Origin of the sequence: Salipiger pallidus (assembly GCF_014643635.1) — a bacterium.
Taxonomy (GTDB): Bacteria; Pseudomonadota; Alphaproteobacteria; order Rhodobacterales; family Rhodobacteraceae; genus Salipiger; species Salipiger pallidus.
In genome coordinates this window covers 272,346-292,181 of the sequence record NZ_BMJV01000001.1, presented here as the reverse complement: position 1 = coordinate 292,181, position 19,836 = coordinate 272,346, and the positions used below count along the sequence as shown (strand labels likewise).

General features: G+C 63.2%; 17 protein-coding genes and 2 pseudogenes. 8 read left to right on the top strand and 11 right to left on the bottom strand.

Going from position 1 to position 19,836, the window contains the following annotated elements; translation table 11 throughout:
• The first annotated feature begins 14 nt into the window (after positions 1–14).
• From IEX41_RS01395 to IEX41_RS01385, 3 genes are all read left to right on the top strand, one after another.
• A complete protein-coding gene (locus IEX41_RS01395; RefSeq protein ID WP_188788095.1) occupies positions 15–881 on the top strand; it encodes a transporter in 867 nt (288 codons plus the stop codon).
• Positions 882–959: 78 nt separating this feature from the next.
• Entirely contained in the window at positions 960–1,871 is a 912-nt protein-coding gene (kce, locus tag IEX41_RS01390; RefSeq protein ID WP_505952484.1) for a 3,5-dioxohexanoate:acetyl-CoA acetone transferase, read from the top strand.
• Complete coding sequence (locus IEX41_RS01385) at positions 1,868–2,611, top strand: HpcH/HpaI aldolase family protein (RefSeq protein WP_188788091.1); 744 nt, start codon at positions 1,868–1,870, stop codon at positions 2,609–2,611. Before kce ends, IEX41_RS01385 begins: the two co-directional genes overlap by 4 nt.
• A gap of 148 nt (positions 2,612–2,759) precedes the next feature.
• On the opposite strand, the gene rraA is transcribed toward IEX41_RS01385, so the two are convergent.
• From rraA to IEX41_RS01365, 4 genes are all read right to left on the bottom strand, one after another.
• Positions 2,760–3,233 carry a ribonuclease E activity regulator RraA gene (gene rraA, locus IEX41_RS01380; protein ID WP_188788089.1) on the bottom strand — a complete coding sequence of 158 codons (474 nt, stop codon included), beginning with the start codon at positions 3,231–3,233 and terminating at the stop codon, positions 2,760–2,762.
• Positions 3,234–3,930: 697 nt separating this feature from the next.
• Positions 3,931–6,162, bottom strand: coding sequence for an AAA family ATPase (locus tag IEX41_RS01375; protein ID WP_188788087.1), 2,232 nt, complete (start codon positions 6,160–6,162; stop codon positions 3,931–3,933).
• A 237-nt stretch (positions 6,163–6,399) separates the two neighbouring features.
• Positions 6,400–7,401 carry a GIY-YIG nuclease family protein gene (locus IEX41_RS01370; protein WP_188788086.1) on the bottom strand — a complete coding sequence of 334 codons (1,002 nt, stop codon included), beginning with the start codon at positions 7,399–7,401 and terminating at the stop codon, positions 6,400–6,402.
• A 106-nt stretch (positions 7,402–7,507) separates the two neighbouring features.
• A complete protein-coding gene (locus IEX41_RS01365; protein WP_188788085.1) occupies positions 7,508–8,029 on the bottom strand; it encodes a hypothetical protein in 522 nt (173 codons plus the stop codon).
• 131 nt (positions 8,030–8,160) lie between these two features.
• Here IEX41_RS01365 and IEX41_RS01360 point away from each other — a divergent pair, with 131 nt between their 5' ends.
• Positions 8,161–8,331, top strand: coding sequence for a ribbon-helix-helix protein, CopG family (locus tag IEX41_RS01360; RefSeq protein WP_188789207.1), 171 nt, complete (start codon positions 8,161–8,163; stop codon positions 8,329–8,331).
• Positions 8,332–8,905: 574 nt separating this feature from the next.
• Entirely contained in the window at positions 8,906–9,928 is a 1,023-nt protein-coding gene (locus tag IEX41_RS01355; protein ID WP_188788083.1) for a PAS domain-containing HWE histidine kinase family protein, read from the top strand.
• Positions 9,929–10,072: 144 nt separating this feature from the next.
• Here the strand turns inward: IEX41_RS01355 and IEX41_RS01350 are convergent.
• Positions 10,073–10,546, bottom strand: a pseudogene (locus IEX41_RS01350) (plasmid pRiA4b ORF-3 family protein).
• A 115-nt stretch (positions 10,547–10,661) separates the two neighbouring features.
• Positions 10,662–10,914, bottom strand: a pseudogene (locus IEX41_RS01345) (transposase domain-containing protein); the annotation flags it as partial.
• A gap of 354 nt (positions 10,915–11,268) precedes the next feature.
• On the opposite strand from IEX41_RS01345, the gene IEX41_RS01340 reads away from it, so the two are divergent.
• Together IEX41_RS01340 and IEX41_RS01335 are read left to right on the top strand one after the other, a co-directional pair.
• Entirely contained in the window at positions 11,269–11,478 is a 210-nt protein-coding gene (locus IEX41_RS01340) for a hypothetical protein (RefSeq protein ID WP_188788081.1), read from the top strand.
• A gap of 145 nt (positions 11,479–11,623) precedes the next feature.
• A protein-coding gene (locus IEX41_RS01335) for an IS3 family transposase (protein WP_373285601.1) occupies positions 11,624–12,765 on the top strand; the annotation gives its coding sequence in 2 pieces (ribosomal slippage) (positions 11,624–11,864 and positions 11,864–12,765; 1,143 coding nt in all).
• 225 nt (positions 12,766–12,990) lie between these two features.
• Here IEX41_RS01335 and IEX41_RS01330 read toward each other — a convergent pair.
• The 4 genes from IEX41_RS01330 to IEX41_RS01315 all read right to left on the bottom strand — a co-directional run bounded on the left by IEX41_RS01330 (position 12,991) and on the right by IEX41_RS01315 (position 17,322).
• A complete protein-coding gene (locus IEX41_RS01330) occupies positions 12,991–14,340 on the bottom strand; it encodes a cytochrome c (RefSeq protein ID WP_188788076.1) in 1,350 nt (449 codons plus the stop codon).
• Between the two features lie 12 nt (positions 14,341–14,352).
• Positions 14,353–16,122, bottom strand: coding sequence for a GMC family oxidoreductase (locus IEX41_RS01325; RefSeq protein ID WP_188788074.1), 1,770 nt, complete (start codon positions 16,120–16,122; stop codon positions 14,353–14,355).
• A 3-nt stretch (positions 16,123–16,125) separates the two neighbouring features.
• Positions 16,126–16,890 (bottom strand): gluconate 2-dehydrogenase subunit 3 family protein, encoded by a 765-nt coding sequence (locus IEX41_RS01320; protein WP_188788072.1) that lies wholly within the window; start codon positions 16,888–16,890, stop codon positions 16,126–16,128.
• A gap of 171 nt (positions 16,891–17,061) precedes the next feature.
• On the bottom strand, positions 17,062–17,322 hold the full coding sequence (locus tag IEX41_RS01315) for a hypothetical protein (protein WP_188788070.1): 261 nt from the start codon (positions 17,320–17,322) through the stop codon (positions 17,062–17,064).
• A 497-nt stretch (positions 17,323–17,819) separates the two neighbouring features.
• Between IEX41_RS01315 and IEX41_RS01310 the strand changes: the two genes are divergently transcribed.
• A complete protein-coding gene (locus tag IEX41_RS01310) occupies positions 17,820–18,077 on the top strand; it encodes a BON domain-containing protein (protein ID WP_188788068.1) in 258 nt (85 codons plus the stop codon).
• Between the two features lie 71 nt (positions 18,078–18,148).
• Here the strand turns inward: IEX41_RS01310 and IEX41_RS01305 are convergent, their stop codons facing one another.
• Positions 18,149–19,834 (bottom strand): glycoside hydrolase family 13 protein, encoded by a 1,686-nt coding sequence (locus tag IEX41_RS01305; protein ID WP_229672868.1) that lies wholly within the window; start codon positions 19,832–19,834, stop codon positions 18,149–18,151.
• Positions 19,835–19,836: the final 2 nt, after the last annotated feature.

Here is a 19,836-nt window from a genome sequence, read left to right as displayed (position 1 = left end):
AGGGAGGAGAATTTATGAAGATGATCTACAGCCTTGGCGTCACCGCAGTCGCGCTGACCATGGCCGCCGCGCCGGCGCAAGCCATCGATGTGGGCCCGGCGGACTACACAATCGTGCCCAGCGGCACCGCCGTGGGCATGATCTATTATCAGCACCTGAGCTCGGACCGGCTCGAGATCGACGGCGACGACGTGCCGGGATCGACATTCGACGCCGATGTCGCCATCCTGCGCGGGCTGTATTACACCGAATACGGCGGCCTTCCGGCGGTGTGGCACCTTGTGATGCCGTTCTCCAGCATCGGTGACGTCGACATCGGCACCCTGCCGCAGGACACCACCAGTGGCATCGGCGACACCACCGTTGGGCTCACGCTCTGGCCGGTGCAACCGGACAACCCCGAAACCGGCACCACGCTGGGGCTGTCGCTGTTTGCCACGGCACCCACGGGACACTACGATCCGACCAGTATCGGCATCGGTGAAGGCACTTGGTCGATCACGCCGCAGGTCGGCCTGATTCAGGGGCTGGGCAACGGGTTCTACCTCGATGCCGCGCTCGATGTGGCGTTCAGCATGGACCACACTGAGGACGGCGCCGATTACGAGCGCGCCCCGTCGTGGCAGCTTCAGACGATGCTACGCAAGCAATGGGGGCCGACCTCGGTGACCTTCGGGTATAGCGGCCAGCGCGGCGGTGCGCAGAAGGTGAACGGTGTCGAAACCGGTCTCAAGACTCACCGCGACCAGTTGCGCTTCTATGGCAGCCACTGGTTCGACCAGACCACTCAGGTTCAGGGCATGTACGCCAAGGACATCAACGTCGAAGGCGGCTTTGAATACGACAGCGTCGTGCAGCTGCGCCTCGTCAAGGTGTTCTGAATCTATCCACGGCCCGGAGGTGATCCGGGCCGACCCAGACCAAAGGAGGTCCCAGTGCCCCGGACTACGAGATAGACCATTATTTCCTGCGCCGTGACCGGCTCCATCCACACACCGTCCATGTCGCCACATTTGCCGGTGACCGCCGACCAGATCGCCGAAAGCGCCATCGGTGCCGCCGAGGCCGGTGCCGCGGTGCTCCACCTGCACGCTCGAATGCCCGGGACCGGAGCGCCAAGCCAGGATCCGGCCCATTACGCCGCCTTCCTGCCGCGCATCCACGAGGCCACGGATGCCATCGTGAACATCACCACCGGCGGCGGGCTGGGCATGTCGACGGAGGATCGCATCGCCCCCGCCGTGCAGGCCGCACCGGAGCTGGCCTCGCTCAATATGGGGTCGTTCAACTTCAACATCTCCGCAGCCGAAAAGGGCTGCCGTGATCCGCAGCCATGGGAGGTCGATTACCTGCGTGGCACCCGCGACCTGATCATGTCCAACACCTTCACCCAGATCGAGACGGTTCTGGCCACGCTGTCCGAGACCGGCACCCGTTTCGAGTTCGAATGCTATGATACAGGCCACCTGTACAACTTCGCGTATTTCGCGGACCGGGGCCTGGTGAAACCGCCGTTCTTCGTGCAGGCGATCTTTGGCGTCACCGGGGCGCAGGGCACTGATCCAGAAAACCTCATGCACATGCGCGCCACGGCGGATCGGCTTTTCGGTGACGATCACCTGCTGTCGGTGCTGGGCGCGGGCCGGTCACAATTCCCGCTGGTCACCATGGGGGCGATCCTCGGCGGGCATGTCCGCTTCGGGCTGGAGGACAACCTCTATATCGCCAAGGGCCAGCTCGCGCAGAGCAACGCGCAGATGGTCACCAAGATCCGGCGCATCCTCGAGGATCTGGGCCATGAGATCGCCACCCCGGATGAGGCGCGCGCGATCCTCGGGACCAAGGGTCGGGACAAGGTGTGCTTCGGATGAGGGCCGGATTTCGCGCACGCCTGCGCGCTCCCGAGCCGGTGCTGGGGACCTTCCTCAAGATCCCCTCGACCCAGCCCGCCGAGATCCTGGGGACGCTGGGCTTCGATTTTGTCGTGATCGACGAGGAACACGCGCCGCTGAACCCCGAGACGACCGATGCCATCCTGCTGGCCTGCCGGGCGCACCGCATGGCAGGGCTGGTGCGGGTTCGTCAGCCCGGTGACATCCTGCGCGTACTGGACAGCGGTGCCGATGGCGTGCTGGTGCCGCATGTGTCCTCTGCCGCCGTCGCTCGCGAGATCGTCGCGCTTTCGCGCTATGCTGGTGGGCGTGGGCTCTCGCCCACCACACGCGCAGGCGCGTTCGGTGGCGTGCCCGTGGCCGACTACATGGCGGCGCAGGATGCACGCACTGCCGTCATCGCAATGATCGAAGAAGCCGAAGCGCTGGGCCGGATCGACAAGATCGTCGCGACCGAAGGACTCGACGCGATCTTCATCGGCCGCGCAGACCTCGGGGCCAGTATGGGCGCGGCAGCGGAAGGCGGGGGGCTGGACCGCGCCGTCACGCATCTTTTGACGGCGGCGACATCGGCCGCTATGCCCGCACTGGTGCTTGCAAACGATCGCATCGACGCCAACGCGATGCGCGTTCTGGGAGCGACCGGGTTCCTGACCGGGTCCGACCAGGGGTTCTTGAGGACCGCTGCAACAGCCGCGCGGATCCGTTTGTTCGAGTGACACGGCAGCGGATCGGGCCCGCAGCAGCGCTCGCTCTTCTCAGACGACGCTTGCTTTCGGTCTTGCTTCGCGCCGCTCGCAAAGCGTGCGGACGGAGCTGGCTGAACGCACTCGCGCCGCTTGGCGGAACTGCCGGCTCCGGGTCAGCTTAAACCAGCTTTTCGCTACTCATGAGTACTCCGTCGGCATCGGCATAGATCCAGTCTCCGGGCGCAATCCGCACTCCGCCCAGTTCGACAGGCCCGCCCACCTTGCCGAGCCCGTCCTTGGCGCTTTTCACGGGTGAGGTGCCCAATGCGAAGATCAGCGTATCCATCGAGGCGATCTCGGCACTGTCGCGGATGGCACCGCTTATGACGACCCCCTCCCAACCGTTCGCAATCGCCAGATCGGCCAGCATGTCGCCCAGCACCGCGATCCGGGTCGAGCCGCCGGCATCCACGACCAGAACGCGCCCCTCTCCTGGCGTCTCCAGCTGTGCGCGCAAGGCGGTGTTGTCCTCGAAGCACTTGACCGTTTGCACTGGGCCGAAGATGTGAGGCTTGCGACCATAATGTCGGAACGGAAGATGAACGAGCCGCAGTAGGGCGGCATGTTCGTCGATGAGGTCGGCAGTCTTCATTGGATGGAGCTCACGTGCTGTGTCGAGTTATCGATCGTGACGGGGTACCATCAAGGTGACACATGGCGAATTTGAACTCCACCCGTGTGTCCTTCCGTCGACAAACAGGAAACGAGACTACAAGTCGACGGCGAGTGACATGGTCTCGGCCGGCCCCTCGTTCGTAACAAGGGTCTGCAGTTTGGATTTCGATATTGGCCTTGTGCGTCTGGCACATCGCACTCCGCGACCAATGCCCTGATCCAGGTATGCGCAAAATTCACGTCTGTCGTCACTCGGGCCAAAGTAAGCGGTCGAGACGTGAAAAGCACCTTTAGGCGGCGTCGGAAGCGGAAACGCCATTGGTGAAGTAAAGGCATGAGTTGGGTATATGGTGCCTCTCCTTACGGGGAGACGGATTACCTCAGAGCAGCACAGGTCTGCCCACGGTGGGCGAGCCTGTGTTCAACGCCTTCAACATTCAGCCTCGAACCGCTCTCCATCATCCAAGCTAAGTTGGGAGGTGTAAAGTTTGGTATCTTAGGGAAATTGGCTCCGGCGGTAGGGCGCGGAGCAAAATTCGACCGCATTTTAAGCCATTGAAAACGCTGTCATTTGCGCTGCGCGGGTCGCTGTCTGTGTTACGTCGATGTGCTACAGTTGTAGCACAGGGGAAGGGTATCCAGTTTGGTCGCACGGTCCAAGCAGTTCCCGAAGGTTAGCTACGACTAAGTGTGGGTTCTCGATCCGGTCCGGCGATCAGCCGCCTCATTGCCGCGCCGTGGAGCTCTCGGACGTCGATGAGCGCGGCTGCCACTTCATTTAGCTGGCCGATGTGTGGCGTGAGGAGTTTCGCGGCGTGGTTCATGGCCTGACCCAGCTTCGCCCTCACCCTCTGTTGCTCCTCCTCGGTCAGCCTGTGCATGTCGGCAGGCCCCAGCCAGGCATCGCCATTGCGGCCAAGGCCCAGCTCTCGGTCCATTTGCAAGACTAGCCCAGTGGCCAGGGCGAGGTCGCTCTCACGATCTCCACCTGCACCGCTGGAGATCGTGCCCAGAACCAGCCGCTCGGCCGCGCGACCTGCCATCAGGATCAGGAGTTCGTTCTCGATCTCCTCGACCGTCAGCTCGACGAAGGTCGAACGGCGTTCGGTCCGGCCGTCGCGGTCAGAGAGGCTGAGCTTCACGACAGATCCCGGAACCAGCAGCTCGGCGGCAAGCGCGTGACCGGCTTCGTGGACGGCGATACGGCGGAGCAGTTCCGGGTTGGGCCGATCGACCCCGAGGTGTCGGCGCATCAGGTCGGATGACATGGGCAGCCGTTGCCGCCGCGCGCGCGCGGTGGCGGCACGCAATGCGGCGTCGAGTTCGGCGGGGGTCTTGCCCGTGGCGGCGCGGGCCAAGCTGTCGATCTCGTTGTCCGGCAGCGTATCCACCAGCCTTTTGCGTAAGATCAGCCTGATATCTGCAAGCGATGGAAGTGGCATCCGCTGAATCTGGTCAAAGCGGCCAGGGCGCGTGATGGCTGGGTCCAATCGGCTGATCTGGTTGCAGGCCCCGATCAGGATCACGCCCGGGGTGCGCGCCAGCCTGTCGATCTGCTGAAGGAAGCCGTTCACGACTTGCGTTCGGTAGCTCATCCCGTGCTGATCCCCGTCAAAACGTGAACCGGCAGCGTCGACTTCATCGATGAACAAGACAGACGGAGCTTTCGCGATCGCCGCGTCGCAGCATTTGGTCATAGCGGCAAGCATATGTCCAAGATGTCCTTGGGACTGCCAGTCAGCAAAGCTGCCCTCGACCAGAGCGACACCAGCGGCCTCGGACAGCTGCCGGGCAAGGTAGGTCTTGCCAGTCCCCGGCACGCCATGGATCAAGAGCGAGCGCGACATCTCGCTCCAGCCCAGATCACCGGCCTGCCACGCCGCGAGGTCCTCCACGATGTTCCGGACAGCCTGATGCGCGGGCGTGGTGCCGTCGATGATGGCCGGGCCGGAGCGTTCCCGTGCGACCTCGCCTGCGGGTGCTGTCCTGGTCATCAACGAGATCCGTTCTGCCACCTCGCGGGCTGTCTGCGCGCGGCACGCCATAGCCAGGTGTCCCGTCTCCAAACTGGCCAGGCACTCGTCGCTGGGCAACAGTGCCCGCACGCTGTCCGCATCGATCCGTCCGGTCGCGCTGTGGCTGACGCTCAGGGCGAAGAGCAGGATATCGGCATTCACCCTTTCGAGGACCAGAAGGCGCGCGCCTGTCTCGCCGAAGCCGACGAGAGATGGCAGGTGCTCCTGCTTCGCGACCGGCAGCAGGATTGGCGCCGGATGCTGAAGCAGGCGCTCCAGTTCCTTGTCCGAGACTGGCCGGTCTGGCAGCTGGAGCACCGGGTGCGGCGACACGCGAGGCGCCCGGCTCTGGGTCGACCAGCCCTCCGGCAGCATTGCCCCAGTCAGCAACTTTCCGAGGTAGAGGGTGGGTTCGAGGCCGACCAAGATCGTCAACGCTCCGGGTTGGAGGCTCGCCTCCCAGCTCTCCGCATCCCGGAAGGTTGCGGCAAGGCGCGCCAGCAGGATCACGTCGCGGAGGGGAAGCGGGATGGCGGGACGGGTGCTGCCGTCCTGAGCGGTGGCGAAGGGGTCGCCGCCGTCTGCCGCGATTGCGTGCCACTCGTCCTGTGGCAGATGAGGCGCGCTGTTGACGTGACCCATGGCCTCGGCGGCGGACTCCATCCCGGAAACATCGCGGCGCGAAGGCGGTTTCGGGCTGTCGCCGCCTTCGTACGCCATCAAAGTGTCAACTGCGGCGGTGTCGCCGGCCGTGGCACGCCGTTCCAGATCGACGATGTCGGTTTCGGTTGCGCGCAGGCGCGCGATGCAGTCGCGGGCAAAGCCCCACCAGTGCGGGCGCTTCGCTCCATTTTTCTTTGGAAGGGGGGATTGGGGGGAAGGTTGGGTCATTGTCAGCTCCGTACTGTACGGATCAGGGCGCCCGGGTTGGGGCCGCGATCCGGAAGGGGCGTGGGAAGGTTCAGGGAAGAAGACGTGGCGCTGTCCGGTATGTGGGCGTCACGGCGCAGGTCAGGGCGCCCCGCACACTGTGGCGTGCGGGTTACGATCCCGGGCAAACGGGCCGGGCCGCTGCGGCGGCTCCGGCTCCAGACAGAACCGTTCCGGAACCGGGCCACGCTTGGGCCGCTATTTCTTCCGGATGTCGTCTAGGTACTTCAGGATGATCGGTGCCACCTCGATCCCGTAGACCTCGGTCTTGACCGCGAGCCAGTCCCGAAAATGATCATGCGGAATGACTGCGTCCGGATGAGACTTCTTCAGCGCGCGGTGGAGGGCCTTCTCCTGGCACAGCGCGGTATGGCCATTCGGCTGCGGAACGGTCCGCAAAAGCTCTGCCTGGATTCCGGATCGAAGCAGGAGCTGGTGATGCAGCCGCGATCGCGGGTCACGCGAGAAGCCGAGCTTCACGACCTTCAGCCCGTTCGGAAGCTCCAGACGAATGGCATAGAGGTGGCTGGGCGCGGTGGCCCAGCTTTCCCCGCATGCGGTGCATTGAAAGCGGCCGCTCTGCATGTTCGGGCGGGCGATCCTCTGCGTGTGACCACAGCCGTGCTGATAGAACCGGTAGTTCGGGTTGCCTTCCGGATCGCTTCCCAGAAGTTGCCACCCACGGTCCGCTGCTTCGTCCGCCTCTTTTCCGGAATGGCAGGTCTCGCAGCGTAACTTGCAGTGGCCGCCTGCAATCCGTTCGATCTGTCCGAACTGTCGGCGCACGGTGTGACCACATGGAGCGCGGTAGATGCCAAGCTTATAGTATTCCGGATCGTAGCCCTGAAATTCCAAGCCTGCCTGCTGCGCCATTGCCAGGATGGCGTGATGCCTGCAACTCGCACAAGCTGGCTGGGCGCTGCGTAAGGTGAAGAGCTTCTGCGCCGTCAAGGCGCCGCAGGTGTGGCACCGCAACACAACATGGGACTTGTCCCGGATCCGCTCGATTAGGTCGAAGCCCTTGGTCTGGGCAATTGCCTTCCACTCCGTTTTGATCGGCCCGGAATAGGTGCGGGACCAACCTTCCGGGGAGAGGTTCCGGGAACCACGCGGCAGATAAAGCTCGGTCCGGGACGCGCCGATGTAGATATGCGGGCGAACGGGTCCGGGTTTGAGTGAGAAATGTGAGGGATGAGCCATTGCTGGACCTCCGAGAATATGTCGGCTGAGAACGCGAGCACGGTTGTTTGAGCCCTGACCCGTTACGGGACAGGGCATCAGGGTGCCGGGACCACGTTTGTGGAGATCAGGCGGCGAAGGACTCGTAACCGGTGAAAGCCTCCGGGGGGGCCACGGCATCAATCGGGTTCAACATGTCGAGATTGCAGATCTCGTCGAACTGCTGTTGACCGCGCGCGAGCATCTGCGCGACGCGCAGCGCCTCGGGGCAATTCCCGTTCCAGGAAAACAGGTCCGGATGTCCCGCAACGACCTGGCGAGCAGTCCGGAGTTCGGCAGCGGTCTCGCAGCCGAGCGTCCAGTGCAAGTGACGCGCGAAACGCTGGAGCGGGACATCGCTCGGACGGGTAGCTGGTGCGTCGATGACGGAGTAGCAGCGACCGGTGGCAAGTTCCCACCCGAGTTCCGCCTCCTTCAACCAATGATCGAATCCCGGATCGGACCAGAGACCGTTCTCAATGTCACGCTCAGCCTCGATCGCAGCGGCCAGGGCCGCGAGCAGGTGCGAGAAGTGGCCCGAGACGGGCGAATGGCGGAAGTACACGGTTTCATCCGCGCCGTGGCGCGTGGTAGGGCAGGTGTCAGCCATGATCGATCTCCTGTGGATCGGTTGAGGTTAGAGTGTGATGGGGAGGTGAGAGTCCCCGTCACACTTGACAATTTAGATTTATGACGTCATTTAGTCAAGTAGTTTCTTGAAGGAGATTCGACGTGGCTAAAATGGGACGTCCACCGCGCGACACGGCCCCTGTTACGATCCGGATGGATCAGAGCATGCTGAAGGCAATCGATGACTATCGCCGCGAACAAGAGGATCTGCCGTCGCGGCCAGAGGTTGTCAGGCAGGTGATGGAAGAGTGGCTTGCGACGCGGGGCAGAGTAGGAGGATGAGGGGGATCACTCGGCTTGATCGTTCAGAATGAGCGGGCTTGGTGACCTGGCCGCGCTCATATTCGGCGGCGCTACCAGGCGCCCTGAGCAACAATTCCACTCCGACATAGGAGAAATGCGCTCCGAAGTAGCCGCTGAGCGCAGGGCACGAACTCGCCCCTGAAACAGGCCTGGCACCCAACGAACTTGAACGGCACCTCAGCTGCAATTGTCGAGCTTGCCTCGCACTAACGAAAGGTGCCGCTTCTCCGAGCCGGACCGTCGCGGAAGCGCGCGGAGGAGACGGGGCGTCCAAGATCCAAAACCCGACACCGGTCAGCTGCCGTCAGCCGATTTACTCGATTTACGCCGCAGTTGCGAAGTCGGGTGGAGGGGGCGGACAGCGGACCTTCACTGGGACTCGCGCCGACACCCAGCGCGCGTGTTAGGGGCCGGGGCGCAAGGTGGGGCGGCAGACTTTCGCATGACCTCATCGGCACGCCCAGTTCCGCGGCTTCGTGCCTCGTCGCTTGTGATTTTTGGCTTGCGCCAGTCAAAGGAAATTGCCCAAATCATCGTGGATGGATATGCTTCTATGACCATGGCACAGAGTAGATCTTCAGAACTCGAAGCTCCCGAGAGCCTTCACCAGCATCTCGCCGCAATTGTTGAGGGGTCGGATGATGCGATCATCACGAAGGGGCTCGACAGCATCATCCGGAGTTGGAACCCGGGCGCGGAGCGGCTTTTCGGATATACCGCCGAGGAGGCTATCGGTCGGTCGATTACGTTGATCTTTCCTGATGATCGCATAAACGAAGAAGCCGGTTTCATCGCTCGGCTGCGTCGGGGTGAGCGGATCTCGAACCTAGAGACAGTCCGGAAGCGTAAGGACGGAAGGCTCGTACCGATCTCGCTCACCGTTTCCCCGGTGCGCAGTACCAATGGCAACATCATCGGCGCGTCGAAGATCGCACGGGATATTACCCTGCAACGCCAGGCTTCAGAAAGGCAGCAGCTCCTTCTTTCCGAGATGCGCCATCGGGTCGGAAATTCCTTCGCGGTGGCCGGCGGACTTCTTTCTATCGCGGCGCGCCAAGCGGACAGCGTCCAGGAGCTTGTCACAGTCATGCGCCAACGCCTCCACGCGTTGGCCTCGGTCCATGCGTGCGCCGTAGATGATCCCGCTGGAGCAAGGCCAAAGGGCACTGCTCTGGTCCAACTCATTAACTCGATCCTGGAACCCTTCAGCGGGGGCGCTTCCGTGAGACAGGATGTGCCGGAGCTTAACGTCTGCCCGGCTGCCATCACGCCTCTGTCACTCGTTTTCTTTGAGCTGGCAACCAATGCCGTGAAATACGGAGGTCTCTCTGAAGCAGGAGACGGCGTCGCGATCCGGGCGGAGCAGAAGGGCGAACGGCTGATTGTTCAGTGGACGGAAGTCTGCGTCACCAAGCCCGGGTCTGGCGACCCCGGTCACGTGGGTTTTGGGACGCGCATGTGCCAGACCACGGTCGGCTCTTCGCTCGGAGGAAAATTCTCCAGGGAGTTTATTCCGAACGGCATGACTGCGACGTTGGACCTCGACTTGAGAGCCGTGACGGGCGTGCAGGCGTAGGAGCCCAAACTGGCGTCGCTTGGGAAATGCGCCGAAGTATTATGAGCTTGGATATGCTTGGTGACGCGCATCCCAGCTCAATGAAATGAAGCGGGAGCAGATCAATGGTAACCATCCGGCGTAGGCCGCGGTCGCTGGCGTCTCTCAGATCGTAGGTTTGGGTTTGCGGGGCCGCGGGGCCCATATCTTCGCAAGCCGATCGAAGCGTTCGATGATGCTGGCGATTCCGGCATCTTCGGCGTCGAAGTTCCCGCCGGACCAGTGGACCATATATGTGTGCTGCTCGTGATTGGGATTGGCGAGCGCTTCGAGTAACTCCTCGTAGCCCCGGGCGCCGCCGACGTCCTCGGGCGGGCAGGCCGCGGCGGCCGTCAGCAGCAGTGGATAGGTCATGCCCGGGGCGGCCTCGTTGACCCGCTAAATCCGGATACTGTGGTCCCAGTCATCGCCGACGTCGTAGATATACTGGACCGTCCTGGTGCCGGTCTGGTCGATCAGCTTTTCCAGCGTCATCTTCTTCGCGTCCATGGGGCCGTCGTAGAACCCGTCCGGATCGGGCTCGCCCCAACCGGCATCCCCCACCCGGAACTCGTAAAGATGGGTGTCGGTCCAGCCCATGGCCGCCTAATGACCTCATGCAGCCGGTCGAATCTGATCTTCAGCGGCACCTCGTTATGGCGCATCGGCTGCGGGTCGACATCGTTCAGGATAATACGGAGGCGGGCGATCAGGGTCATGCGGCCATCCTTTGCGGAGTTCGAGACCAGTTCCATGGCAGCAGATCCGGCACCCGAGAAGTCGTCGTGTCGGGTAGTCTGGCAAGGACATCCGCGAGCCACGCCTGAGGAACGACGTCGTTCAGCTTGGCGGTGACGATCAGGGAATATATGGATGCTGCGCGGTCGCAGCCGCGCTCCGAGCCGGCGAAGAGCCAAGGACCTGCGGCCAAGCGCGACAGCGCGCAGCGCGCGCTCCGCGGCGTTGTTCGGGCTTACGCCGCGCCACGGGCGCGACGGTCCCTCCAACCCTCGCCTTTTCAGGGCTTCCAGCGCGACCTTGGCCTTGAACTCAGGCGCGTGCTGCTTCCGTTTCGACATCTCTGATCTCCTTATCGTCGAAGATCAGCAGACTGCAAATCATAGCCTATGTCAGTGTCCGAATTTCGGGGGGTATCTCATTGAGTAAGAGGCGCTTTCTAAGCCGAGACCGCCATTTAGGGATTCAAACGCCGCCTTGTCGTGACGTGCGAGGGCCTGGTTGGCCGGGTTAGCGAGGAATAGGAAACCTTATAGAGCCGCGATGCGTTTTTGTAGATAAACGCATGAAGCCGGAGGACTAACATGACACACGCAGGATGGACACTTCTTGAAGCGCAAGGTGCCCGTGAAGTCTGGCAGCTCGAGTTGCGAAGTTTTCCCGATAAAGTGGATTACCGATTTCGGGGTGAGGAGTATACCGAGCTTGACGGTGAACGAACCAAAGTGGAGGAAACAAGAGAGTTCGATACGCAGACCGAGGCGCTGGCCTGGTTGACCGGCGAAACAGGGTGACACTGATGTGCCGCTACTTGTCGGGCTGCAACCGCCACTCTGACGCAATTCGTAGTCACCCCCGTGGCTATTCTGCTGAGCTGTTCTGAATAGCCCCGTGTATCGTGGACGCCTTCTTTGCTAATTTTGAGGCAAGGAGGCCATGATGAGCAGCACCAAGTTCAGCGACGATTTCAAGAGAGACGCCGTCGCGCAGATCACCGAGCGGGGCTACCCGGTCAGGGAAGTGTCGGAGCGTCTCGGGGTCAGCGCGTATTCGCTCTACGCCTGGAAGAAGAAGTTCGCGAAGGCGTCATCCGGTGACGCTGAGAAAGAGGCGGAGATCCGTCGGCTCAAGCGTGAGCTTCTGAGAGTGACGGAGGAGCGGGATATCCTAAAAAAGGCGACCGCGTATTTCGCCAGGGATGCAAAGTGAGATACGCGTTCGTAGCCGAGCATCGCGGACAGTTCTCTGTCAGGGCCATGTGCCGCTGTCTGCGCATACAGCCGAGCGGGTTCTATGCCTGGCTGAAGGCACCGCTGAGTAAGCGAGCTCAAGAAGACAAGCGGCAGACCGAGATGCTGAAGGAGGCGTGGGTGGACAGCGGCAAGGTCTACGGCCATCGCAAGCTGCATGATGACCTTCTCGAGCAGGGCGAAAGCATCTGCCTGAACCGGGTCGCCCGCCTGACCAGCTTGGCCGGCATCAAGGCGCAGATCGGCTACAAGCGCCGACCGGGGAAGTATGGCGGCAAACCCTCGATGGTCATCGACAACACACTGGACCGGCAGTTTGAAGTGGCGACACCGGACAGCGTTTGGGTGACCGACATCACCTACATCCGCACGCAGGAAGGCTTTGCCTATCTCGCCGTGGCCATCGATCTGTTCTCGCGTCGTGTCGTCGGCTGGGCAATGCAGAGCCGCCAGACGACAGACGTTGTCCTGCAAGCGCTGCTGGTGGCGACGTGGCGAAGAAAGCCCAAGGAGAAGGTCCTGATACATTCGGACCAGGGCAGCCAGTTTACCAGCATGGACTGGGCGGCATTCCTGCGGGCCCACAATCTGGAGCACTCGATGAGCCGCCGAGGGAACTGTCATGACAACGCGGTCGCCGAGAGCTTCTTCAACCTATTGAAGCGTGAACGGATCAGGCGACGGACCTACCGAACACGCGAAGAAGCCAGGCAGGATGTGTTCGATTACATTGAGATGTTCTACAACCCGAAGCGCAAACACGCCCGGAACGGAATGCTGTCGCCCGTCGACTTCGAGCGGGAGCAGAAACTGAGACACGAAGGCGTCTAAGAAACGCGGGGCTATTCAGGGAGAAGGCGATGTTTGGTCCAGACAACATGGCACGGTTTTTTGCCGTCATTTAGGCGTCCCAGCACTAAAAGGGATCTCCTCGCCTGCGCTCTCATGGTGGAGGGCTCGATCTTCGGCTGCTTCTACGCCGCGAGACGCACGACATGCAGAGCCCGCAGGTGTCGTGGCGGGCCGCGTCATGACAGCGGCCCGCGACAGCGATGGTCAGCCGCCCTCTTCGGAGCGCATGTCCGCAACGGCGCCTGCCTCGACAGCTCCAGACGCTTCGTTGTTCCAGGCGCTCCGCAGGAAGGTGGCGAGGGTAGCCACCTCTTCGTCCGAAAGACGGTCGGCGAAGCCCGGCATGCGCAGAGCGTAGGGGCGCGCCTCGGTTGAGGGAAGAGCGCCACCGTGGAGGATCATCGAGATGAGGCCGGTGGGCTCTCCCGCCTGGACGATCGAGCTTCCATCAAGCTCGGGAAAGACCTCGTCCGCGCCCTTGCCGTCGACGAAATGGCAGGCCCCGCAATTGTCCAGGTAGAGCCGCGCGCCCTCGGGCATGCCCGGATCTGCAGACGCAAGTATCCGTTCGGTCTCGGTTGCCGGATCGTCGGAGAGGCGTTCGGCAAGGCCGCCCGACGGCGTTTCCTGCGTTTGTGCCGTTTCCGCGCCATTGTCGTCAAGACGGACGAGGTAGCGCGACATCGCCGTCATGTCGTCTTCGGTGAAGTACTGCGTGCTGTCCTCGACCACCAAGGCCATCTCACCGTTAATCGCGGCGTGGGCATTGCGTCCGGTGCCGAGGATCTGCGCCACCTCTTCGGCCGTCCAGCCGGCGATGGCGCTGTCCTCTCCGCGGAGGGCGGGCGCAGTCCAGCCCGCGATGACGCCACCGGTCAGGAAACCGGCATCATCGGCCGTGTAGCCGTCCTGCACGAAGAGCGTGTTGCGCGGGCTGTGGCAGGCGCCGCAATGACCCGGACCTTCGACAAGATACGCTCCGCGTTCGATCTGGTCGTCCGAGGCTGCGCCCGAGACAAAGCCGACGTCGGGCATCGCAACCCATTTCCACGCCCGCAGGCCCCAGCGTTGGTCGAAGGGGAAGGGCAGGTCGTTTGCGGGCACATCGTTGCGCACCGGCTCGAGGTCTTCGATGAAGTAGTGGTGCAGCCCGGCAATGTCGGTTTCGGTCAGCCCGCGGTAGTTTGTGTAGGGCATCGCCGGATAGAGATGGTGCCCCTCGTCGTCGAGCCCGTCGATCAGCGCCCCCCGGAACTCGGCCAGGGTCCAGCCGCCGATGCCGGTTTCGGAGTCCGGGGTGATGTTGGCCGAGTAGATGGTGCCTACCGGACTTTCGATGGGCCGCCCACCGGCGAAGGGCTCGCCGCCCTCGGCGGTATGGCAGGCCGCGCAATCAGCGAGGCGCATCGCGTATTCGCCATGTTCCGCCGGTTCCGGAGCGCTGGCGGCCACCTGCTGCGGAGCGCTGCGCGACACCGGCCAGAAGATGAACGCCAGAAGGGCGACGACGCCGACGATCACCAGCGCGCCGAGGATGCGAAGGAAGGTCTTCATGGTGTCATCTCCTCAGACCAGGGGCCCTGGGTTCGGCAGGTATTGGTTCACGATGGCGTCGGTCGTCCAGTAGGCCAGTGCCCCCACCGCGCCGGTCGGGTTGTACTGGATGTTCTGCGGGAAGGAGGACGCGCCAAGCACGAAGACGTTGTGTTGCCCCCACGCCTGCTGGAAGCGGTTGATCGAAGAGGTCTGCGGGTTCTCGCCCATGATCGCGCCGCCGACGTTGTGGGTCGTCTGGTAGGGACGCACGTCGTAGGTGGCCCCGTCTTCCTTGTAGCTCGACTGCCAGCTGTCAGGTTCCATGGCCTCTACGATCTCCTCGATGCGCTGGCGCATGAACTGGGTCATGCAGATGTCGTTGTCCTTCCAGTCGAAGGTCAGCCGCAGCAGTGGCCGACCATGCGGGTCCGTATAGGTCGGGTCGAGATCGAGGTAACAGTCGCGGTACGACATGTTCGACCCGTGCGAGCCGAGCGAGGTGGAATGGCCGTAATGTTCGCCGACCGCCTGCTTCCAACCCGCGCCCCAGTTCGGCGTGCCCTCGGGCACCGCGATGCCGCGAATGGGCTGGCCGTTGGAATGGCCGCAGGTCATGTAGCTGCCACCGATGAAGCCCTCTGCGGCGTAGTCGATCTGTTCCATGCCGAAATCGTTGATCGACATGCCAGACGAGCCCGCCGCCACGAAGGGATTGAACTGGCGGTCGTTGAAGAACATCGTGGTGCCGCCGTTCATCTGGTAGCTGTAGTTCTTGCCCGTCGTGCCGGTACCGGTCTGCGGGTTGTAGGGTTCGCCGATCCCCGACAGCAGCATCAGGTGGACGTTGTGGATCGAGTAGGCGGCGAGGATCACGATGTCGGCGGGCTGGGTCACCTCTTCCTCGGCCTCGGCATCCCAGTAGGTGACGCCGGTCGCGGTCTGCCCGTCCTCGGCCAGGTTAACGCGCAGCACCTCGGAATTCACCCGGTACTTGAAGTTCTCATACCGCTTCAGCGCATCCAAGACGCAGGTCTGCGGCGAGGATTTCGAATAGTTCAGGCAGCCGTAGCGCGCGCAGAACCCGCAGTAATTGCACGGTCCCAGCTGCATGCCGTATTCGTTCACATGCGGGGCCGAGGCATTGGCCGCCGGACGCGGGAAGGGGTGATAGCCCATCTGCCGCGCCACGTCGGCGAAATGCAGGCTGTCGGGCTGCTGGGCCAGCGGTGGTAGCGGGTAGTCGCGGGACCGGTTCGGCTCAAAGGGGTTACCGCCCTCGATCGTCTCGCCGTTCACCACGCCGGCCTGACCGGAAATCCCGGCCATGTATTCGAACCGATCATAGTAGGGTTCCAGCTCCTCGGCGGTGACGCCCCAGTCCTGAATGGTCATGTCCTCGGGGATGGCATCGGCGCCGAAGGTTTCCTCGACATAGGACCGCAGACGGTACTCCTGCGCCTGCGGGCGCCAGGTCTGGCCGTTCCAGTGGATGCCCGCGCCGCCCACGCCATCACCGGGCAGGAAGGAGCCGAGCCGCCGGTAGGGCATGGCTTCTTCGTCCAGGCTGCGGCGGATGGTCAGCGTGGATTTTTTGGGGCGCTGCATATAGCCGTAACGGATGCCGAAGCGCAGCTCGTCGATGACATCGGGATATTTGAAGTCGGGCACGGTGGATCGGTCCGGCCCGCGTTCCAGCGCGAGGATGTCGAGGCCTTCCTTGGCCAGCTCGATCCCGGCGATGGCGCCGGTCCAGCCGAGGCCGACGATGACCACATCGCGTTTCGTGTCGGTTCTTGCCATGGGTTACGCCCTTTCGCCGGAGATGGAGACGGGGCCGAGCGGGTAGTCTTCCTCGCGTCCGACCCATTCGGCATAGCTGCCCCGCGCACCGGGAAAGCCGATATAGCTCCAGGCGGCCATGCCCGCGTTGCCGCCGTACATGGGGTCGGCGAAATAGCCTTCCTTAGTGTTCTGCACGAGCAGCGAGAAGAATTCCTTCAACTCGGGCGTGAGGCCGAAGGCGGTGCTGCCGTCCGTGTTCGGGGCGGCGCCGCCGGCGTCCTCGGCCATGTCGGAGGTGTTGCCGCTGGTCGAGGGGCCTTCCTCGAGGGCGCTCAGCACCTCGTCCTGCTGGGTGGGGGCGAGATCGGCAAAGACGCTGCCATAGTCATCGGTGCAGGCGGCGTCGATGCGCTCGATGGCGCCACGGTAGATCTCGGCGGGGGTCAGCGGGCTTTGCGGACCCAGCGTGTCGGGGGCATCCGGTTTGAACGGGCCTTCCATGTAGAGATCGGCGGCATTGCCGAAATCCCCAGCCAGCTGCAGATCGATGAAGACCGGTACCCGCGTTTCGATCGCGCCGGGGCCGTCACCGTCCGAAGGGATAATCCGCGCCGTGGCGGCCATGACGAAGGCCCATTCGGCCGCGCTCAGGTACTCTGGGGTGTACTCTTCCAGCGCCGGCGCGTCTTGCGCTCGGGCGCGCGCTCCGAGGGCGAGTGCCGATGCTGCGGCAGTGCCGCCGAGAAAGCCCCGGCGCGTGGTGTTCAGATAGGTTGGATGGCTCATCGCGTCTGCCTCTCCCAAGGGGTTGGCAAGCACGGCGCGAGGGGTGCGTCCCCCCGGGGCCGGCACTTGCAAGCGAATGCTCTCTTGCGTGCCCTTTGACCCTAGGGTGGTGATATTGGTTATCAAATATATTCAGGGTTGTGAACCTGTGGTCCGGCGCGGTCAGGCTGCTTACTCCCTCGGGCCACGCCGGTCGATAAGAGCACGGATCTCCTGAAATTCCTCGGCGATCCCAAGAGGCAGAACGGCAACCTCTGTGGGCAGTGCCGCAGGGTCTTCCTGCCCGTCCCGCAGAATCTCTCGATCTTTGATCCAAGCCGTGAGCGAGCCCTTTTCCTCCGGCCCAAGCAATTCCACGAGCCGGGCGAGCAGCTTGCGATGGGCAATCAGGCGGGCCTCAATGGTGGTAAGGCGTGTTTCGATATCCGGCATGGGGACCTCCTGTCAGACAGGGACCGGACCGGGGGGAATGTCGGGATCGGGCGTCTCACCGGGCTGATCTGGCGGAAGCTCAGGGTCTGGCTCCGGCGGCGCTTCCGGGGGCAGGTCAGGCTCGGGAGCCATCTCGCGCGGCGGTTCGAGAGGGATGTCGGGGCCCGGCGTGGGTGGCACCTCGGCGGGAGGCATATCAGCCGGCGGCGTAGTCGGCGGTTCGGGAGGGGTTGCAGGGACAGGCATGGAACCTCCTTTCTGTCGAGTCCAACGCAAAGCGACGGGGGCAGTTCCCGCACCGGCAGCCGCGGGTGGGAACGTCTGCTGATGCAGTTTGTTGATGCCCTGAGGCAGCGGTTTTGCGACTGCGCGCCGAAGCTGACCTGATCTACACTGGAGGTCCCATGTCAAAGACCGAGGAAAGCAAAGAGCGTACGCTGTTCTCAGAGCGAGCAGAGCCGGATCGCCCGGGCGGTTTTCACGGGGTGAGGCAACCCATGGAGCCTGACCCCGCCGTGCCGGTCCCCGGTGGCGAGCCCGCCACCGACGCCGCTCTCGCCCAGGGCGTAGAACGTGCGCTTGGGGCAGACGGCAGGCTCGAGGATGAGCAAATCGCGGTTCGTGTGTCCGGCGGTGTCGTAGAAATGGACGGCGCGGTTGCGCTGGAATTCCAGCGGACACTCGCTGACGGCATCGCCCGTTCGGTGCCCGGCGTGCTTAGCGTTCAGAACCGCCTCGCCGTAGCCGAGCAATGACGCCGCGCCGACCGGCGCCGCGGGCCTGACCGGCGAAGGCTCGCGGGGGGATGGAAGTTTCATCTTCCGGATCAGCTGGTCAGCACCGCGAAGCTTTCATAGGGGGCGAGCCGCAGTTGCCGCGGCAGCTCACCGCGTTTGTCATGAGATGCGATAAGGCAGACGCCCGCTCCCGCCGCGATATCTTCGGGCAGCTCGACATCCTGCTCCTGGCCGGTGAAATTGCCCAGCACCACCAGCCTCTGCGCGCCAAGGCGGCGCTGGTAAGCCATGACCGAAGGACTGTTTGCAAGAAAGGACTCGGTCTCACCAAAGGCCACGATGTCGCGCTCTCGGCGCAGGGCGACCAGCTTGCGATAGTGAGCAAGGATACCGTCCGGCTGCGCACTGTCCTGTTCGACATTGATTTCTGAGGCGTTGGCGTTCACCTCGATCCACGGCGTGCCGGTGGTGAACCCGGCGTGCGGCCCTGGGCTCCATTGCATTGGAGTGCGGGAATTGTCGCGGCTGTTGCGCCGTGCCCCGGCGATAAACTCTTCAAGCGGCACGCCCGCCGCGATCTGTGCCTCGAAATGGTTCAGCGTCTCGAGATCGCGGTATTGGTCGATGCGCTCGAAGGCGGCATTCGTCATGCCGATCTCTTCGCCCTGGTAGACGAACGGGGTGCCCTTGAGCAGATGCAGCACGGTCGCAAGCATCTTTGCGGCCTCGCGGCGGTAGGGGCCGTCGTCGGCGTAGAAGGAGACTTGTCGCGGTAGGTCATGGTTGCTCAGGAACAGCGATGTCCAGCCGTCATGCCGCGTCAGATCCTGCCAAGCGAACAGCTCGCGCTTGAACCCGCGCAAGTCGAATGGTCGGGGTGCGAACTTGCCGCGTTCGGGGTCCCAGCCTTCCCGGATGTGGCTGAACTCGAAAACCATGTCGAGTTCCCTCCGGTCGCGACCGCAATAGAGCAAACCGGTTTCAGGAGACACCGACCAACTTTCGCCTATGGTCACGATGTCCCGGCCCGCCAGCACCTCGCGGTGCATTTCCTGAAGATGGTCGTGCAGGGTCGGGCCTTCTTCGTAGACGCGCGCATCGACATCTTTGCCGATGAGACTGATGACATCCATCCGGAACCCCGCGATGCCGCGATCCAGCCACCAGCGCATCATGTCGTAGATTTCGGTTCGAAGCGCCGGGTTGGCCCAGTTCAGGTCAGGCTGTGCAGGGCTGAAATAGTGGAAGTAATACTGGGCCACCTCTTCGACCCAAGACCAGGCCGGTCCACCGAAGGCAGCCTGCTGATCATCGGGAGGGCCGCCGTCCGGCGCTGCATCACGCCAGATATAATAATCGTGCTCGGGAGCCTCGCGGGAAGCGCGCGCCGCGCGGAACCAGTCATGCAGTGATGAGCTGTGGTTGACGACGAGATCCATGACGATGCCGATGCCGCGCTCCCGGGCCTCGGCGATCAGGCGGTCCATATCCTCCAGCGTGCCATATTCGGGGGCGATGGCACGGTAGTCGGCAATGTCATAGCCGTTGTCGACCATCGGCGAGGCGTAGACCGGCGAAAGCCAGATAAAGCCGATCCCGAGGTCTGCCAGATGCCCGAGCCGCGAGATGATCCCGGGAATGTCGCCGACACCGTCGCCATTGCTGTCGGCAAAGCTGCGTGGGTAGATCTGGTAGCCGGTGGCCCGGTGCCACCACATCTCGCGCTGCTCTCGGGCGGCTGCCGGCGCGGAGATCGAGCGTTGGGGAAGGGGCATGA